Below are 16,862 nucleotides of genomic sequence, written 5' to 3'. Positions count from 1 at the left end.
GCTAGCTGAGTGCTTAAAAGTTGGCCAGCGTAAAAGTTTTGTCCACTTTTTCAAAAGTGGCGGGGTTTTCAGGGGGCGACAATCGCCAGTGGCGATTTCCCGTCGCCGACCGAACCGGCAGGTGAGAAGAACCCCTGAACCGCCGGAGGCCGTCGTCACTCCCAAAATTCCTTCTCAACAGACGAATGTGTAAGGCTGTTTTAGTTATGATAGAGGTGATACTATGAGCAAGCCCATTATTTTGGTTGGCTCTGTGACCTATGCCATGAAAAGTCGGGACCTGCTCTTTCAGCGGGGCATCAGGGCCTTTGTGGAACGGGTGCCTCCCACAGAGGCCTCCGGCTGCGGCTATGGGGTGCGGGTGCCCCAGGGCGCCGATGAGGCGGAGCAGATTCTGCGGGAAAACAAGATTAAGATTCTGGGCCGCATAGAACAGGAGGCGGCTCCATGATTTATCTGGATAACGGGGCCACCACGTATCCCAAGCCCCAGGGAGTGCGCCAGGCCGTGGCCCGGGCTCTTGCGGAATTTGGGGCAAACCCGGGACGGGGCGGTTTTGCCATGAGCGTGCGTACGGGCCAGGGGGTGTACGACTGCCGCCGGATGGCGGCGGACCTCTTTGGCGCCAGAGGCCCGGAATGCGTGGTGTTTCAGCCCAACTGCACCCAGGCGCTGAACCTGGTAATCAAGGGCAGCCTGCGGTCTGGGGACCATGTGGTGGTCAGCGACCTGGAGCACAACGCGGTGATGCGGCCCTTGGAGGCGCTGAAATCCCGGGGCGTGTCCTGGACTGCGGCCCAGGTGACCCCCGGTGATAACGACGCGACTTTAGATGCCTTTCGCAAGGCAATGGGGCCGAACACCAAGCTGCTGGTCTGCACCCAGGCCTCCAACGTGTTTGGCATCCGGGTTCCGGTGGAACGGCTGGCGGCGCTCTGCCATCAATACGGGGTGAAACTGTGTGTGGACGGGGCCCAGTCTGCGGGCGTGGTCCCCATCAACATGGAACGGGACGGGATCGACTACCTGTGCTGCGCGGGGCACAAGGGCCTTTACGGGCCCATGGGCACCGGACTGCTGATTTTTCGGGATCCGGCGGACAAGTTGGCGACGCTGGTGGAGGGGGGAACCGGGACCCAGTCCCGCAGCTATCTGCAGCCGGAGGATCCCCCGGAGCGCTATGAGGCGGGCACGGTCAACGTACCGGGGATTCTGGGCCTTCGGGCGGGAATTGCGTTTGTCCAGAGCCGGACGCCGGAAAAGCTCTACCAGGAGGAGATGGCCAAGGCCGCCTATCTGTATGGACGGCTGTCTCAGCTGAAAAAGGTGCGGCTCTATACCAAGGCTCCGGAGATCCCCTGGTTTGTGCCGGTGGTTTCCTTCAATGTAGAGGGAATTTCTAGCGAGGAGGTGGGAAACCTTCTGGCAAAGCGGGATATCGCGGTGCGCTGCGGCTTGCATTGCGCCCCCGCCGCCCATGAGAAGATGGGCACGTTGGAAACCGGCACAGTGCGGGTGTCCCTTTCCGCCTTTACCCGACGGGAGGAGCTGGACGCCTTGGCGCGGGCTGTAGGACGCATGTAAGGCAGAATATGGGAAGGCCGAAAGGGCCGGGGCGGCTGCGAGGAAGCGCTCCGGCCCTTGGCCTGCCCGGCTGCTTTGGCAGAAATTGGGCGGAAAAAAGAAAAGATATTCGAAGTTGTCTCCAAAAACCCCTTTTCTTTGTTCCCGGATTGTGGTAAAATAAAAAAGATTGTAGGGTTGGCCTGTGGGGATTTCTCCCTGCTTGGTTCCCGCCATGCCGTCCAGCGGAAGCGTCCTGAAAATTCCGGTTGGCTTTGGGGACGGGCCCTGCTGCTGAAAAACTACCTGAAAAGGTCCTTTCCGGACCGGCAAACGAAAAAGAGAAAGGACTGACTCCTGTGGAATCCATGATGGACTCTATCGCCCGGTTTGGACAGACCGTGTTAAACCTGGCCCGTCAATTTACCCTGAAGGACGCCTTGGACGTGGCCATCGTCACGGTTCTTCTGTATGGCGTTATCAAGCTGGTGCGGGATACCCGCGCGGGCCAGCTTGTCAAGGGAATCATTTTGCTGGTGGCCCTGTTCCTGCTTTCCGATTATGGGAACTTCATGGTGCTCAACGGCATTCTTACGCGCTTTTTGCAGTCCGCTTTTGTAATTGTGGTAATCCTCTTTCAGCCGGAAATCCGCAAGGCTTTGGAGCAGGTGGGCCACAGCAAGACAGTGCAGTCCATTGCCAGTAATTTGGGCCGGTCCAAGGACGCGGAGCACACGGAGACCCGCCGGGCCATTGCCGGAGTAGTGGAAGCCACGGGGATTTTGCAGCAGCTGCGCATGGGGGCGCTGATTGTCTTTGAGCGCCAGACCCGTCTGGGGGAGATTATCTCCACGGGAACGCTGGTGGACGCGGGCCCCTCCGGCCAGCTGATCGCCAATATTTTCTTCAACAAGGCGCCCCTTCACGATGGCGGAATGGTGATTCGTGAGGGGCGCATCTGCGCGGCGGGCTGCATTCTGCCTTTGACGGCCAGCGACGCCGTCAGCGCCGAGCTGGGCACCCGCCACCGGGCCGCTATTGGAATGAGCGAAAATTCCGACGCGGTGGTGGTGGTGGTCTCTGAGGAAACCGGCCAGATCTCCATGGCCATCGGGGGCAAGCTGGCACGGAATTTCAACCGGATGAGTTTGGCCGAGACGCTGGAAAAGGAGCTCGTAGGCCGGCAGGAGAGTCCTGCGGCAAACGGGATTCTGGGCCGTCTGGGCCTTGGCAAAGGGAAAAAGGAGGAGAGATAGCCGCCATGAACCTAAAAAAGGAACCAGAGGAGCGGGAGGCTCCCAAGAAAAGAAAGTTTCGGCTGGGAGAGCTGGTATACCGCAACGGCTTTGTGCTGGCGGCCTCTTTTGCGGCGGCGTTGGTATGCTGGTTTGTGATGGCCAAGGACAGCGAACTGGACGGCACCCAGATGATCTATGACGTGCCGATCAACGTAACGCTTTCTCCCCAGGCAGACGCCGATGGCCTGCGGGTGTTCAACACTTCTTATAGCACGGTGGACATTGAGGTGTCGGGCAGCAGTCTGATTACCTCTAAGCTAACTGCGGAGGATTTTCAGGTTACCGCCCAGCTGAACCCCACCTCTACCAAGCTGGCGGGGAATACCACCGAGAAAATGGCGGTGCAGGTGCGGGCGATTAAGAAGTCTGCGGCCACCGACTATGAAGTCGTCTCCACCAATCCGGACGAGATCGCCGTGGAGTACGACCGCTATAAGGAAATCACGCTGAACATTGAGAACGAGGTGGAGTTTACCGCTGGCACGGGATTTTATCCCGGCACGCCGGTGCTTTCAGAGGAGAAGGTGAATATTTCTGGGCCGGAATCAGCGGTCAATAAGGTAAAGCGGGCGGCGGTAAAGCATAGCTTTTCTGATCCTTTGCGGGACAACGCGTCTTTTTCCGGGCCCATCATCCTCTATGATGAGAACGGCCAGGAGATCATCGACAAAGCCTCTCTCTACCTCTCCCAGGATCTGGAAGAGGTAGAGGTGACGATTCCCGTGATGGCCCGAAAGACGGTGCCCCTGGTGGTTTCCTGGGCCCATCGGCCCCAGAATTTCTCAGACTCTCGAATTTCTATCCAGCCTGAGAACATTGAGCTGGCCGGGACGGGGGAGACGCTGGGCGGAATCACGGAGATCCGTCTGGATACGGTTATCGACTTTGCGGAGCTGGACGTGAACCAGCGTTCCGCCACATACACGGTGGAGATTCCCGTGCCCGCGGGAACCAGGAACATCACCAACAGCGGCACGAACACGGTGAGCCAGGCTACTGTGACCGTGAATCTGAGCGGCTACCGCCAGGCCACAGTAACCGTGCCGGAAAGCAATATCCAGCTGCTCAACGCTCCCAGCGGCACTGTAAACGCGGAGCTGATTACCAAGACGCTGGATGTGGTTGTGGCGGGGCCCGAGGCCCAGATTAACCGGCTGACCGGGGATTCGGTGACGGTGCAGGCGGATATGAGCAATATTCAGGCCCGTCCGGGAAGCGTGGACGTTCCGGTGACAGTGTCCGTGACAGGAACCTCTGGAGAAGCCTGCTGGGTTGTAGGAACCTATACGATGACGGTGACAATGAGGGCAGAGAGCGGCGCCAGCAGCGCCCCCAGGCAGACCTCTCTGAGCCCATAAGGAGGCTGGTCAAGATGGATGTGCGGGCAGGCGACAGACTTCTGATGAAAAAGCCCCATCCCTGTGGAAGCAAGGAATTCCTGGTGCTGCGGGCCGGCATGGATTTTAAAATTCGGTGCCTGGGCTGCGGTCGGGAAGTCATGTTGCCCAGGCTGAAGTGCGAGAAGAATATAAAGAAAATTCAGCGGGACGGCGAAATATAATCAGCGGGAAAGGGAAGTGATTCTAAAGATGGCAATTACGGTGAATGTTTACTACACCGGCGAAAATGGAAACGCGCGAAAGTTTGTGGAGGATATGGTGTCCGGTGGCATAGTGGACTTGATCCGGGCGGAAAACGGAAACCAAAAGTATGAATATTTTTTCTCTAAGAAAGACCCGGAAACGGTGCTTCTGGTGGACAGCTGGGAGAGCCAGGAGGCCATCGACGCCCACCATGCCACGCCTATGATGGAGGAAATCACCCGCCTGCGGGAGAAGTATGACCTGCACATGCGGGTGGAGCGGTATATCACGGATGAGAGCGGTATACCCCAGAAGGATGCCGCCTATATTCGGGAATGAGAAAAGACGCGGGGAGAGGATCGGCCGCGAATCTGGATCGAAAGGGAAAACGGAAGGCCTATGTTTGAAAATCTACAGGTATTTGAAAACCGCTATGAGGAAATTACGCAGAAGCTCTATGACCCTCAGAGCGCCGGAGATCCGGAGGTTTTCGCCGCTCTGATGAAGGAGAGCCGGGAGCTGGAACCCATTGTGACGGTCTATCGGGACTATTGCCGCTGTTTGAAAGCGGCGGAGGAAGCCCGAGAACTGCTGGAAGAATCTGGAGACCGGGAGCTTCGGGAGCTAGCCCAGCAGGAGCTGAAGGACAACGAGGCTCAGGCGGAAGAGCTCCAGGAACAGCTAAAAATCCTGTTGCTGCCCAAGGATCCCAATGACGGCAAAAATGTGATCATGGAGATCCGCGGGGGAACCGGCGGAGAAGAGGCGGCGCTGTTTGCCTACGATTTGTACCGGATGTATACCGCCTACGCGGAGCGCCAGGGTTGGCGCACGGAAATTGTCAACCTGAACGAGACGGAATTAGGAGGATTTAAAGAGGTAAGCTTCCTTGTGGATGGAGAAGGGGCCTACAGCAGGCTGAAATATGAGAGCGGGGCCCATCGGGTACAGCGGGTGCCGGAAACGGAAACCCAGGGGCGGATCCACACCTCTGCGGCCACAGTAGCGGTGATGCCCGAGGCGGAGGAAGTGGACGTGGAGATCGACCCCAAAGATCTGCAAATCGACACCTTCCGGTCCAGCGGGGCCGGAGGCCAGCACATCAACAAGACCTCTTCCGCCATCCGGATTACCCACCTGCCTACAGGCATGGTGGTGGAATGCCAGGATGAGCGGAGCCAGTATAAAAACAAGGACAAGGCCATGAAGGTGCTCCGAGCCCGGCTGTTGAGCCGGGAACAGGAGAAGGCCAGCGCCGAGACAGCGGCCCAGCGCCGGAGCCTGGTGGGCAGCGGTGACCGGTCGGAGCGGATTCGCACCTATAATTTTCCCCAGTCCCGGGTAACGGACCATCGAATTGGGCTGACGCTCTATAAGCTGGAGGAGGTCCTCTCCGGCGGGCTTGACGAGATTATCAACGGGCTGATCACGGCGGACCGCACGGCGCAGTTGGAGAACGATCCCGGCTGAGGAGTATTTGAGGCGCCGCCGCTTCCCGGCAGGTCTGGGAATGCCGGTGGTTTCCAGAATTTCAGATTTTCTTGAAAGGAGTCCTCCATGAATACCGAGATTATCCCGCCTTCTTCCCAGGGAGCTGCCCGGGCAGGAGAAATCCTCCGCGCCGGGGGGCTGGTGGCCATTCCCACGGAGACAGTGTACGGCCTTGCCGCCAATGCCTTGGACCCTGCCGCTGTGAAAAAAATCTATGAGGCAAAGGGCCGGCCGTCGGACAACCCGCTCATCGTCCATATTTCCAGCGTGGAGCAATGGCCGGAGCTGGTCCGGGGGAAGATCCCGGAAAATGCCCGAAAGCTGGCCGAGGCCTTCTGGCCCGGCCCTTTGACGGTAATTTTGGAAAAATCGGGGATAATACCCTCTGTCACCAGCGGCGGACTGGACACTGTGGCAGTGCGCTGCCCCGCCCACCCGCTGGCCCGGGCGGTCATTGAGGCGGCGGGCGTGCCCCTGGCCGCGCCTTCGGCGAACCTTTCCGGCAGGCCTAGCCCGACGACCTTCTCCCATACCTTGGAGGACCTGCAGGGCCGGGTAGACGCCGTTATGGACGGCGGGGACTGCGGCGTGGGGGTGGAATCCACGGTGATAAGCTTGGCCGGAGGCCGGGTCCGGCTGCTCCGCCCCGGCGGGGTAACAAAGGAGGCGCTGGAACAGGTGGCGGGCCCCGTAGAGTTGGACCCGGCGGTGACGGCCATGCTGGCGCCAGGAGAAAGGGCTGCTTCTCCCGGCATGAAATACAAGCACTATGCGCCCCGGGCGGAGGTGGTCATTTTGGACGGCTCCCCGGAGGCCTTCGCACAGTACGTGAACGCCCAGGGGCCGGGGGCTGATGTCCTGTGCTTTTCCGAGACCGAGCCCCTGCTGGCCGTTCCAGCCCTGTGCCTGGGGTCCCGGTACGATGGGGCGGAGCAGGCCCGGAGACTGTTCTGGGCCCTTCACCGGCTGGACCAGATAGGGGCTAGGCGGGTTCTGGCGCAGCGGCCCAACCGGCGGGGGATCGGCCTGGCGGTATATAACCGGCTGCTGCGGGCAGCGGCGTTTCGCATAGAAAAACTGCCGGGCCCTCCCTGGATTGTAGGCCTGGTGGGCCCAAGCGGGGCGGGAAAGTCCACGGTGGCAAAAGAAATGGGCCGGCTGGGCTTTTCCCTGGTGGACTGCGACCGGCTGACTCGATCTGCCGAAGTATACAACCAGGAATGCCTGGCGGCGCTGGGCAGGGCCTTTGGGGAGGAAGTAATCCCGGGAGGCGTGCTGGACCGCCGGGAACTGGCGCGGCGGGCGTTTCGGGACGAGGCATCCAAGAAACTGCTGGAAGAGATCACCTTTCCCACCATTGAGCGGGCGGTCCGCCGGGCGTTGGAGCAAATGGAAGGACCGGTGTTGCTGGATGCGCCCACGCTGTTTGAGTCGGGGCTGGATGTGCTCTGCGCCAGAATTTTGACGGTAACCGCTCCGGAGGATCTGCGCCTGCGCCGGGTGATGGCCCGGGACGGGTTGACGGAAGAGCAGGCTCGCCAGCGCTTTCGCGCGCAGAAGCCGGCGGAATTTTACGAGGCGCGGGGGGACTTTGTGATAGAAGGCACAGGGGACAATTCAGGGCGGTTGGAAGAGGCGGCCCAGGAGCTGAAAGGCAGGTGAGGCCGGTGAAGAAGCCCGGGAAAAAGCTGGCGCTGGGATTGGCGGCGGTAGCTCTGGCGGGGATTTTAGGAGTGGCCTTGGGTCCCCGGCTGGCGGATTGGGTTCTGCGGCTGCGCTACCCCCAGGCGTTTACCCAGGTAGTGAACCGGGAGGCCGAGGAGTTCGGCCTGCCGGAGGAACTGGTTTACGCGGTAATCCAGGCGGAAAGCGGGTTTGACCCCACAGCCCGTTCCCGGGCGGAGGCCATGGGGCTGATGCAGCTGACGGAGGGGACTTTCCGCTGGATGGCGGCGGAATATCCCCCGGAGAACGGCGGCGGGGATATCTTTGACGCCAACGATAATGTGCACTGCGGCTGCGCCCTATTGAGGTTGCTGCTGAATCATTATGAGGACCAAGAGGTGGCCTTGGCTGCCTATAACGCGGGCATGGGCAACGTGGACCGCTGGTTGGAGGATCCCGCCTGCTCCCCCAATGGCCGTACCCTGGAGAAAATCCCCTTCCCCGAAACCGCCGCCTACGTGAAAAAGGTCCAGCGGGGCCAGAGCATCTACCAAAACCTCTATGGGGGTAGGCCTCCGGCGGCTTAGGAGCGTTGCCCCTAAGAACCCCACCACCTTTGAAAAGGTGGACGAAACTTTTACCCACTCCTCACTTCGTTCGTCGTGAACAATTTTATTGACAAACGTTGACCGGTCCAGCTGGTCTTAAGCTGGTCGTCGTGTGGGGGCGAAACCCCACGACCTTGCCGGAATGCGCGAGAGTTCGCTTGCGAACTCTTCTGTGCGCATGGAGGCCACACCGTATTACTCTTAAAAAATACCTTTGCAAGGCCTTCTACCACTCCTTAAAAGGGGATTGTGGCTTGACAAGTCTCCCCGGGGGGAGTATAATTTTTAGCGAATCACCAAAATAATTTCCAAAAAGAGGGATTGCCAATGGACGAGAATAAGAACTCCGCCGCCAAAGAGCTGGCGGAAAAACTGCTGCTGGACCGTGCCAAGCCCGCCCGCGCCGCCTGCCTGAAGATCGCCCCCAAGGCCATGGACTTCGCCGAGGGCTACAAGGACTTCATCACCGCCTCCAAAACCGAGCGGGAGACCGTGGACTGGACCGTGGCCGCCGCCGAGGCCGCCGGATTCCGGGCCTATGTGCCCGGCAAGGCCTACGCCCCCGGGGAGAAGATCTACTACAACAACCGGGGCAAGGCCATGTGCCTGGCCGTGATCGGCAAATCCGGGTGCAAGGAGGGCGTGCGCATCGCCGCCGCCCATATCGACAGCCCCCGCATCGACCTGAAGCCCATCCCCCTGTACGAGAGCAGCGAGCTCTGCCTTTTGAAAACCCACTACTACGGCGGCATCAAGAAGTACCAGTGGACCGCCATCCCCCTGTCCGTCCACGGCAAGATCGTGCGTAAGGACGGCACGGAGATCACCGTGAACGTGGGTGAGAACGAGGGCGACCCCCAGTTCTGCATCACGGACATCCTGCCCCATCTGGGCAAGGACCAGAACGGCAAGAAGCTGGGAGAGGCCTTCACCGGCGAGGACCTGAACGTGCTGGTGGGCAGCCTGCCCCTGGACGAGGAGGGCGAGCAGCTCTACAAACTGAATGTGATGAAGATCCTCAACGACCAGTACGGCATTGTGGAGGGTGACCTGATCTCCGCCGAGCTGGAGTTTGTCCCCGCGTTCAAGGCGGTGGACATTGGCTTTGACCGGAGCATGGTGGGCGCTTACGGCCACGATGACCGGGTATGCGCCTATCCCGCCCTGCAGGCCCTGTTCGACTGCGCCGCCCCGGAGAAAACCTCTCTGGTGGTGCTGGCGGACAAGGAGGAGATCGGCAGCGTGGGCAACACGGGCCTCTGCTCCGAGTATATGAACTACTTCGTCAGCGATCTGGCCAGGGGAGAGGGCCTGGAGCCCCAGCATGTGTGGAGCAAGTCCAGCTGCCTCTCCGCCGACGTGACCGCTGCGCTGGACCCCACCTATATCTCCGCCTACGAGCCCGGCAACTCCACCTATGTGAACCGGGGCGTGGGCATCGCCAAGTATACCGGCAGCAGGGGTAAGGGCGGCAGCAACGACGCCTCCGCCGAGTTCCTGGGCTGGGTGCGTCGCATCCTGGACGAGGCCGGGGTGCTGTGGCAGATCGGCGAGCTGGGCAAGGTGGACCAGGGCGGCGGCGGCACCGTGGCCTATGACGTGGCCCGGCTGAACGCGGACGTGATCGACATCGGCGTGCCGGTGCTCTCCATGCACGCCCCCTTCGAGGTCATCTCCAAGGTGGACCTGTACAGCGCCTATGAGGCCTTCAAAGCCTATTTTGAGGCAAAATAAAATTGAATGGAAAAGAGCTGGCGGCAATGGAAAGCCGCTGGCTCTTTTCTTGATTTTTCAGTTCATTTTATGGGCGCGCGGTCAGAAAAGTGGAGGGCGTCAGGCCCGCCGCCCGCGAAGCTGGCAGGAACAGAAAAATCCGGGAAGGCGGAAAACTCTCCCGGATAACAACAAAGTAGCAAAAAGGCGATGCAGCCAAGGCCGCACCGTCTTTTTTGTAGTTAACGCAGTTCAAAAGAGGTAAGATACCTAGAGGTAGAATACCTCTTTTGAACCAGGCGGAAAATCTGCTCAGCTTGAAAATCGGTATTTACCGATTTTCAAGTGCGTTTACTAGTTTACTATAAGAAGCTGTATTCATATCGAAATTGCCAGACGAGCGAGAATGTTCAGAGATTAATTAAGGCAAACTTCCGCAAGTGTATTTTTCCTTCAAGGGAATTTAACCCGGAGCGGTTCTGAAAAAGACGCGCAAAAAGTGGCTAAAGTAAGTAGCCTCGCTGCGCCTCTTACTTCTTTTCCTCTTCTTCCTCGTCCTTGCCAAAGTAGTTGTCGAACATCTTGTTGACAGCGTCAATGGTCTCTCCGGCAATATCGGGCAAGTCACTACCCCAGGCCTTGCCCGCGGCCTCATAGCCCTTCTTGACGGCTGCCTGCATGGTTTTCATCTTTTCAGGATCGTCCCCGGCCAGGGCCTGGGCCATCTTAAAGATACGGTCAGAGGTCTGCTTTACACCCCAGTAGCCGTCCTCGGAAATGGCCTCCTGGGCGGCCTTCTTGGTTTCCAGGTCCACAGAAAGGTTGCCGGAGGAGAACATCTTCCAGAAAGAGTCGTCCTCGGCGGTTTTGCCGGTGAAGCCCTGTTTGGTGAAGGTTTGGGTCATCATGTTGATGAAGCGGGTCATCTGATATTCCTGGTCGGCCTTCAGGCTTTTCACCAGGGCCGAGCGCTCTTCGGCGCTCATTTTGTTTACGCTTTTGGCATCGTCGCTCAGGTCAACGCTGTCAGGGTCCTGCTCGATCTTGCCTTCAGAAGCGGCGCCTTCCGCAGCCTGGCCTTCGGAAGCCTTTTTGGTGCTTTCGGCCTCGCTGGTCTTGGCAGTTTCAGTGGATTTTGCGGCAGGAATGCCGCTGGTAACGCTCTGATAGCGGTTTAAAGCGGGATCGAATTCAATTGCCATGGAAATTTCCTCCTTCTATTCATTCAGATGAGTTCACCTAGTATATCGGAATTTTTTGGGAAAACTTAACCCCATGTCCCCTACTTTCCCAGCTACTTTTTTTGCTGTACGGGCACATACAGCCAACAGCCCTGGATTTCTCCATCCGGGCGGTGGCGGTAGTACTCCACAATGGGCAGCTGACTGTCTCCGCAGGCAAATCCCAGCCGGGGGCCGATGCTCTCGCTGACCCACTGGAAAGGGGGAACGCCGCCGGTCCAGGGCTGTTTATCCAGGGCTTTGGCGGTCTGCTCATTGATCTCCAGCCGCAGATACCGGCCCGCCGGGATCCAGACCATATCGAAGCCCTCCGGCTGGCGGCGGCTCTCCACCAGGAAGCCAAAAAACACGCCGCTGGGCCGTTGGCCGGAGAGATAATTGAAGCTCAGGCATACGTCCCAGCCCTCTTCGGGGCCGTTGGGAGAGAGCTCCGCTTCCCCCAGCGCCACAAAGTCCTTCATCAGCTGTTCCACATCCGGCTCGTCGACAGGGTTCTTTGCGTAGAGAATTTTTCCGCACCAGAGGCTTTCCTCCCATTCTACCAGCTGAACGCTGGCCCCGTCCAGGTCAAAGGTTTCCAGGACCCTTTCCTGTTTGTGCATCGATTCCATAAGGGGCTCCTTTCGCGCGTTGCTACATCCATCTTTCCTATTCCTGACTTAAATGCTTTTCTTTCATATGATTGACTAACCAGTCATTGACTAAAATCAGATAGTTTTCACTAGCATTGGGGTCTGGATAGTCTCCTTCAACTATTGCCTCAATACAATTGCCACTTGCGCCTCTATTTGTATATACCGGGGAACCACTTTGTCCAGGCTCTATCGGGATTGTTGTTGTGACAATGTCCAAAAAGCGACTCAGTTGCGGTTTATCTGCGATAATCCTCCCTGATGCTTTATACATATCCCATTCATCCCACCGGGTATGTTTATTGATGTTTAAATCTTCTGGATAACCCTGCGTAAAGTAAACACGTCCAACCATATCGCTGGCACTATTAACAGCATTTAAACCCATATGACTGGATGTATTGGTGGGTGAATTTAACGTGAGAACTCCCCAATCATCATATTTGGCCCAATGATTCCAGAGGCTATGCCCAGTATACTTTACAAAATCTCCTCCCACGGCAAAGCCAGTCCCCAGCCGGTACTGGCTATACTTCCCGCCAGAAGCGCCTACATATACTGCCACATGCTTTGGATAGTGATTTCCATCTGCATTAGTATAGTTTATATCTATAATTGCTCCTTTCAAATTTCAATCATTTGGCCTAAACAGAATGTCAATTTCACAGTACCCCACCTGTTCCATGTATAAACGGTACGCCCCGGGCTCCTCAAACAGTCCGGCAGGAACCAGGAAGCTGAACAGGTGGGTATGCTCCGGCTCCAGACACGGGGAGTTGAGGAACCGCTCCAGATAGGGATGATACACGGTATACCACTCCCCGTTCTCCTGCTTGTCCACACGATACTCTGTGGGGGAAAAATGGAGTTCCCCGCTACCCGCGTTTGTGAGCTGAACCAGCACGGCATCAAAGACGGTTCCGTCCTCCTGGCTTGTGTATTCCTCAAAATTGATTCCCCGAAACTCCAGCTTTCCCCCTGGATTCACCGAATCCTCCGCCTCCACCTTCTCCCACAGGGGATACCGGTCCTCCGGCTTCCTTTCGCACGCGGCAAACATAAAGATCCCCGCCGGTAAAAGCAACAGAGACAGCACCTTTTTTACCATGGACTTCCCCGCCTTATCAAAACAATTAAATTTTCATTTTACCATCAGTTCAAAGATTCTCAAAACCGCCTCCTGAAGGATTCCATAAAAGCGCTCCTTTCAGGGCTTGGGATACCGGCGGGCGCGGCCGTCGGAGATCACGCCGTTCCAGTTCAGGCCAAAGGCGAAGTCATAGACGTTTCCGGCGGAGTCCCGGTAGGGCTCCATGTCCAGGGGCACGTCCTCGCAATGGCGCTCCACCGTGTCCATATTGGCGGGCATCTGCACGGGCAACAGGCCGCTAGGCTCAGCCCTGCCGCTGACCAGATCGAGAATGGCCTGGCTCTGCACGCCAAAGTCCACGAGGATGGCGTCGGCGCTGGGCTCAAATTCTGCCGGAACGGTGGGCTTGTGCATCCGCAGCACCACGATGACAGGCTTATCCCTCATGGCCCTCTTGGCATTTAATACCAGATCCAGGTCGGCCTCGTTGGCGGCGGTTCCGGTTTTGCCCTTGTAGCTCCGGTTGGTGAAATCCTCCCGGAAATCGCCTCCGGCGATGCTCTCCTTCCGGGCGGCATCCGCCCGATAGGGCCGGTATTGCAGGGAAATGGGCACATAGCCGTTGCCGCCCGCGTCCCGGTCGGCCTGGGAGTAGCCATCGGAAAGGGGGCTCTCGATGAATACCAGGGCGAAGTCCGCTTCTTCCGGCGTTTCGGCCCAGTCGTAGTATTTTTCCACCAGCTCTCTTGAGATGGGCTGGATGTCTTGGGCGGGCAGGTCGCTGCGGAAGAAGGCCTTCATGGGCCCAATATGCCGGGCGGGGATGAACACCTTTTTCCGGTCCCGCTGGGGCAGCGCGCCCTGGTTTTTCACCAAGACCAGGGACTTCAGTTGGGCCTGGTAGCCAGCCTGGCAGAAGGCCTCGCAGCCTGTGGTTTTTACGCTTTCAGCGGGGTCCAGGTAGGGGTTCTCGAAGAGCCCGCACCGGAAGATGTTCCGCAACAGGCGCACGGCGGACTCCTCCATCCGTTTGCGCATGGCGGCTTCCCCGTGGCGCCGGCAGCCGATCTCGTAGGCCTCTAGAATAGGGGCGATGGCGGAGTTCCCGCCGAACTGATCCACCCCGTTTTCAATAGCCAGCAGATGGCGCTCGGCCTCGGAGAGGTCCTCCACCCCATAGCAGCGGCTGGAGAAGGAATCGATCTCCGGGCTCGGGTCGGCGGTGATGCCCCAGTCGGTGCAGACCACGCCGTCGTAGCCGTATTTTTCCCGGAGCAGGTCGCGGATCAGGTACTCGCTATAGGAGTTGCCCACGTTCTTGCCGTTTTTCTGGTCCAGCCCCCAGCTGACGGTGTAATAGGGCATGATGGCGGAGGTCCTACCGGTAGGACCCTCCAGGCGGAACACGCCCTCCAGGAAGGGCTTCAGGTGGTCGGAGAGGTTGTTTCCCGGATACACGGCGAACTTGCCAAAGGGATAGTGGGCGTCCCGGCCCCCCTCACAGGGGCCGCCGCCGGGCCAGTGCTTGGCCATGGCGCAGAGGCTGTCTTTGCCCCAGCCGGTGGGAGAGTTTTCCGTGGTTTGCAGGCTGTCGCAATAGGCTCTGCTCATGTCGGCCACCATGTCCGGGTGGGCGCCGAAGGTGTCCTCAAAGCGCATCCAGCGGGGCTCTGTGGCCAGGTCTACCTGGGGGAACAGGGCGGTGGTGATACCCATGGCCCGGTACTCCTCGGAAACGGCTTTGCCGAACTCCCGGCACAGCTCTGGGGAGAAGGTAGCGGCCATGCCCAGCCCCTCCGGCCACTTGGACACGTCCCCGGCCCCGGACTTGTACTCCGCGCCCGCGCTGCTGGAGCCGTGCCGGGGATCGCTGGAGATATTCACGGGAATGCCCCAGGGCAGGCTTTCCGCGAAGCTCTGGAGCCGGTTGCTCCATTTGGCGGCGGTTTCTGCGTTTTCCAGGACCATGGCCAGGATATGGCGCACATGGTCCCGCTCTATGAAGTTTTTCTGCTGGTCGGTAAGCTCCCAATGGGCCGCGCCGCTCTCCTCCAGAGTTTTCCCGCCGTAGGTGCCCGGGAAGGGGCCGTGGGGCCCGGCGGGCACCATCTGGTGGGGGGAGTAGAGCATGAGCCCGGCGATTTCCTCTATGGAGAGCCGCCCGGCCAGATCCTTGGCCCGCTCTTCAATATCCAGCCGCCAGTCCTCATAGGGGAGCAGTTCTCCGGTTCCGGCCAGATCCTTGAAGAAGAGGCCGTCTTTCTCTAAAATTTTTGCTCCGGTCGTGGCGATATCCGGCCCGCCGGGGTTCTTATGTACGGTAACCCCAAATTTCTCTTGTGTTGCCATAAATACCTCCTGCTTTTTATTGGGAAAAAGCCTATATATAATTCTATTATATCGGGAAATTCCAGCAATGTCAACTAAAATTCTGGAAGGGAGCGCCCAAATCGCGTTTTGCGCCACCTTCCCAGATAAAGCCTTGTAAACGGAAAAATTTGGGAGTATAATAAGGACGTATGAAATTTGGAGCGGGAGGCGCTGGAAATGCGGATATGGGACCGGGAAAAGCTGCGTGACGGGGCAAAAGCCTCGGGGGAGTATGTTCTGGCGTTTTTAAAATGGGTGCTGGCGTCACTTTTGGTTGGAGGAATCGGGGGACTGCTGGGCACGCTGTTTCACAGCGGCATCGGATGGGCCACAGCATTCCGGCAGGAGCATGGTTACATCATCTGGTTCCTTCCGGCGGCGGGGCTGGTGACGCTGCTCCTGTACCGGCTGTGCAAGGTGAGTTTTGGGGCAGGGACCAACCTGATTATTCAGTCTGTTACCACCAACGAGCATATTCCGATTCTGCTGGCCCCGTTGATCGCGGCGGGCACGCTGCTCTCTCATTTGTTTGGCGCGTCGGTGGGCCGGGAGGGGGCGGCTTTGCAGCTGGGAGGCAGCGTCGGGCACAATTTTGGCGAGCTGCTCAGGTTTGACGAGGACGATGTACGGGTGCTTTCCATGTGCGGCATGGCGGCCTGCTTTTCCGCCATGTTTGGTACGCCCCTGGCGGCGGCAGTGTTTGTCCTGGAAGTAATCTGTGTGGGCAGGATCCATTATGGTGCGTTTCTGCCCTGCGTGTTGGCCTCATATATGGCGTCCGCTGTGAACAGCTGGATAGGAGGCGGTACGCTGCAATATGACCTGAAGGGAGGCATTCCCCAGGCCAGCCTGGAAACAGTTCTTCAGGTGGGGATTTTAGCCGCTTTATGCGCCGGGGTGGCCATCCTATTATGCATGGTGATTCACGGGGCGGGGCATTGGGCGGAAAAGCTCCTTAAGAATCCCTATCTCCGCATTGCCTGTGGGGGCGGCCTGATGGCGGTGCTGGTAAATATTTTTGGGCTCTGGGACTATGCCGGGGCCGGGGCCCACATGATTGATAGGGCGGTAAACGGCGAGGCGGATTCCTGGGCGTTTCTGGTAAAGCTGGCCCTGACGGCTCTCTGCGTGGGGGCGGGGTTTCGCGGCGGGGAGATTGTGCCCACGCTGTTCATCGGGGCCACCTTCGGATGCGCGATTGGGCCGCTGCTGGGACTGAGCCCGGGCTTTGCCGCGGGAGTGGGGATGGTGGCGGTGTTCTGCGGCGTGGTGAACTGCCCAATCGCTACGCTTTTTCTAGCGGCGGAGATGTTCTCCACCTCCAATCTGGGCCTTTTCGCCGTGGCAATCGCGGTTTCCTTTGTGCTTTCGGGATATTTTGGGCTCTATAGCAGTCAGGTGATCATTTTCTCAAAAATCAAACGCCGGGTAAGACAGAACCCGGAAAAGGAACAGGAGTGAGCCGGTATGTATAAGAATGTTGAGAAGTGGGCCGTAGTGAAGCTGAAGGATCAGGTGGACCATAGTAAACGCACTTGAAAATCGGTATTTACCGATTTTCAAGCTGGGCGGCTACGTCGCCTGGTTCAAAAGAGGTACTCTACCTCT

At 58.5% G+C, this 16,862-nt stretch carries 16 protein-coding genes; 11 read left to right on the top strand and 5 right to left on the bottom strand.

The features are described from left to right. Positions 1-223 precede the first annotated feature (223 nt). The 10 genes from D7X94_RS03325 to D7X94_RS03275 all read left to right on the top strand — a co-directional run bounded on the left by D7X94_RS03325 (position 224) and on the right by D7X94_RS03275 (position 9,942). The gene (locus D7X94_RS03325; protein WP_120426282.1) at positions 224-451 is read left to right on the top strand and encodes a DUF3343 domain-containing protein; all 228 of its coding nucleotides are present in this window, start codon (positions 224-226) and stop codon (positions 449-451) included. Continuing rightward, on the top strand, positions 448-1,584 hold the full coding sequence (locus D7X94_RS03320) for an aminotransferase class V-fold PLP-dependent enzyme (protein WP_120426281.1): 1,137 nt from the start codon (positions 448-450) through the stop codon (positions 1,582-1,584). The genes D7X94_RS03325 and D7X94_RS03320 overlap by 4 nt, the downstream gene beginning before the upstream one ends. Before the next feature lie 347 nt (positions 1,585-1,931). After that, positions 1,932-2,819, top strand: coding sequence for a diadenylate cyclase CdaA (cdaA, locus tag D7X94_RS03310; protein WP_243111155.1), 888 nt, complete (start codon positions 1,932-1,934; stop codon positions 2,817-2,819). Between the two features lie 5 nt (positions 2,820-2,824). Beyond that, complete coding sequence (locus D7X94_RS03305; RefSeq protein WP_120426279.1) at positions 2,825-4,219, top strand: CdaR family protein; 1,395 nt, start codon at positions 2,825-2,827, stop codon at positions 4,217-4,219. 14 nt (positions 4,220-4,233) lie between these two features. Next, positions 4,234-4,422, top strand: a complete 189-nt coding sequence (locus tag D7X94_RS03300; RefSeq protein WP_120426278.1) for a DUF951 domain-containing protein — start codon at positions 4,234-4,236, stop codon at positions 4,420-4,422. A 28-nt stretch (positions 4,423-4,450) separates the two neighbouring features. Then, entirely contained in the window at positions 4,451-4,783 is a 333-nt protein-coding gene (locus tag D7X94_RS03295) for a putative quinol monooxygenase (protein WP_120426277.1), read from the top strand. 60 nt (positions 4,784-4,843) lie between these two features. Beyond that, on the top strand, positions 4,844-5,914 hold the full coding sequence (prfA, locus tag D7X94_RS03290) for a peptide chain release factor 1 (RefSeq protein ID WP_120426276.1): 1,071 nt from the start codon (positions 4,844-4,846) through the stop codon (positions 5,912-5,914). Positions 5,915-6,001: 87 nt separating this feature from the next. Next, entirely contained in the window at positions 6,002-7,597 is a 1,596-nt protein-coding gene (locus tag D7X94_RS19630; RefSeq protein WP_120426275.1) for an L-threonylcarbamoyladenylate synthase, read from the top strand. Further along, positions 7,594-8,187 carry a lytic transglycosylase domain-containing protein gene (locus tag D7X94_RS03280; RefSeq protein ID WP_158590877.1) on the top strand — a complete coding sequence of 198 codons (594 nt, stop codon included), beginning with the start codon at positions 7,594-7,596 and terminating at the stop codon, positions 8,185-8,187. Before D7X94_RS19630 ends, D7X94_RS03280 begins: the two co-directional genes overlap by 4 nt. A gap of 348 nt (positions 8,188-8,535) precedes the next feature. Then, positions 8,536-9,942, top strand: coding sequence for an aminopeptidase (locus D7X94_RS03275; RefSeq protein ID WP_120426273.1), 1,407 nt, complete (start codon positions 8,536-8,538; stop codon positions 9,940-9,942). A gap of 509 nt (positions 9,943-10,451) precedes the next feature. On the opposite strand, the gene D7X94_RS03270 is transcribed toward D7X94_RS03275, so the two are convergent. The 5 genes from D7X94_RS03270 to D7X94_RS03255 form a co-directional block, all read right to left on the bottom strand. Further along, a complete protein-coding gene (locus D7X94_RS03270; RefSeq protein WP_243111134.1) occupies positions 10,452-11,123 on the bottom strand; it encodes a hypothetical protein in 672 nt (223 codons plus the stop codon). Positions 11,124-11,215: 92 nt separating this feature from the next. Then, positions 11,216-11,773, bottom strand: coding sequence for a hypothetical protein (locus tag D7X94_RS03265; protein ID WP_120426272.1), 558 nt, complete (start codon positions 11,771-11,773; stop codon positions 11,216-11,218). Between the two features lie 37 nt (positions 11,774-11,810). Continuing rightward, complete coding sequence (locus D7X94_RS18100) at positions 11,811-12,422, bottom strand: hypothetical protein (RefSeq protein WP_147401649.1); 612 nt, start codon at positions 12,420-12,422, stop codon at positions 11,811-11,813. A gap of 3 nt (positions 12,423-12,425) precedes the next feature. Further along, positions 12,426-12,902 carry a hypothetical protein gene (locus D7X94_RS03260; RefSeq protein WP_120426271.1) on the bottom strand — a complete coding sequence of 159 codons (477 nt, stop codon included), beginning with the start codon at positions 12,900-12,902 and terminating at the stop codon, positions 12,426-12,428. A 99-nt stretch (positions 12,903-13,001) separates the two neighbouring features. Beyond that, positions 13,002-15,233 (bottom strand): glycoside hydrolase family 3 protein, encoded by a 2,232-nt coding sequence (locus D7X94_RS03255; RefSeq protein WP_120426270.1) that lies wholly within the window; start codon positions 15,231-15,233, stop codon positions 13,002-13,004. Between the two features lie 198 nt (positions 15,234-15,431). Here D7X94_RS03255 and D7X94_RS03250 point away from each other — a divergent pair, with 198 nt between their 5' ends. Further along, a complete protein-coding gene (locus D7X94_RS03250) occupies positions 15,432-16,715 on the top strand; it encodes a chloride channel protein (protein WP_120426478.1) in 1,284 nt (427 codons plus the stop codon). Positions 16,716-16,862: the final 147 nt, after the last annotated feature.

The organism is Acutalibacter sp. 1XD8-33, from assembly GCF_003612555.1.
In the GTDB taxonomy this organism is placed as follows: domain Bacteria; phylum Bacillota; class Clostridia; order Oscillospirales; family Acutalibacteraceae; genus Acutalibacter.
This window is presented reverse-complemented; position numbering and strand designations above follow the sequence as displayed.

What these genes read in the sequence shown, in the direction of transcription:
- D7X94_RS03300 (WP_120426278.1), top strand. Translation starts at nt 4,234, where the DNA reads ATGGATGTGCGGGCAGGCGACAGACTTCTGATGAAAAAGCCCCATCCC.
- D7X94_RS19630 (WP_120426275.1), top strand. Translation starts at nt 6,002, where the DNA reads ATGAATACCGAGATTATCCCGCCTTCTTCCCAGGGAGCTGCCCGGGCA.
- D7X94_RS03255 (WP_120426270.1), bottom strand. Translation starts at nt 15,233, where the DNA reads ATGGCAACACAAGAGAAATTTGGGGTTACCGTACATAAGAACCCCGGC.
- prfA (WP_120426276.1), top strand. Translation starts at nt 4,844, where the DNA reads ATGTTTGAAAATCTACAGGTATTTGAAAACCGCTATGAGGAAATTACG.
- D7X94_RS03260 (WP_120426271.1), bottom strand. Translation starts at nt 12,902, where the DNA reads ATGGTAAAAAAGGTGCTGTCTCTGTTGCTTTTACCGGCGGGGATCTTT.
- D7X94_RS03250 (WP_120426478.1), top strand. Translation starts at nt 15,432, where the DNA reads ATGCGGATATGGGACCGGGAAAAGCTGCGTGACGGGGCAAAAGCCTCG.
- D7X94_RS03265 (WP_120426272.1), bottom strand. Translation starts at nt 11,773, where the DNA reads ATGGAATCGATGCACAAACAGGAAAGGGTCCTGGAAACCTTTGACCTG.
- D7X94_RS03270 (WP_243111134.1), bottom strand. Translation starts at nt 11,123, where the DNA reads ATGGCAATTGAATTCGATCCCGCTTTAAACCGCTATCAGAGCGTTACC.
- cdaA (WP_243111155.1), top strand. Translation starts at nt 1,932, where the DNA reads ATGATGGACTCTATCGCCCGGTTTGGACAGACCGTGTTAAACCTGGCC.
- D7X94_RS03320 (WP_120426281.1), top strand. Translation starts at nt 448, where the DNA reads ATGATTTATCTGGATAACGGGGCCACCACGTATCCCAAGCCCCAGGGA.
- D7X94_RS03305 (WP_120426279.1), top strand. Translation starts at nt 2,825, where the DNA reads ATGAACCTAAAAAAGGAACCAGAGGAGCGGGAGGCTCCCAAGAAAAGA.
- D7X94_RS03275 (WP_120426273.1), top strand. Translation starts at nt 8,536, where the DNA reads ATGGACGAGAATAAGAACTCCGCCGCCAAAGAGCTGGCGGAAAAACTG.
- D7X94_RS03295 (WP_120426277.1), top strand. Translation starts at nt 4,451, where the DNA reads ATGGCAATTACGGTGAATGTTTACTACACCGGCGAAAATGGAAACGCG.
- D7X94_RS03325 (WP_120426282.1), top strand. Translation starts at nt 224, where the DNA reads ATGAGCAAGCCCATTATTTTGGTTGGCTCTGTGACCTATGCCATGAAA.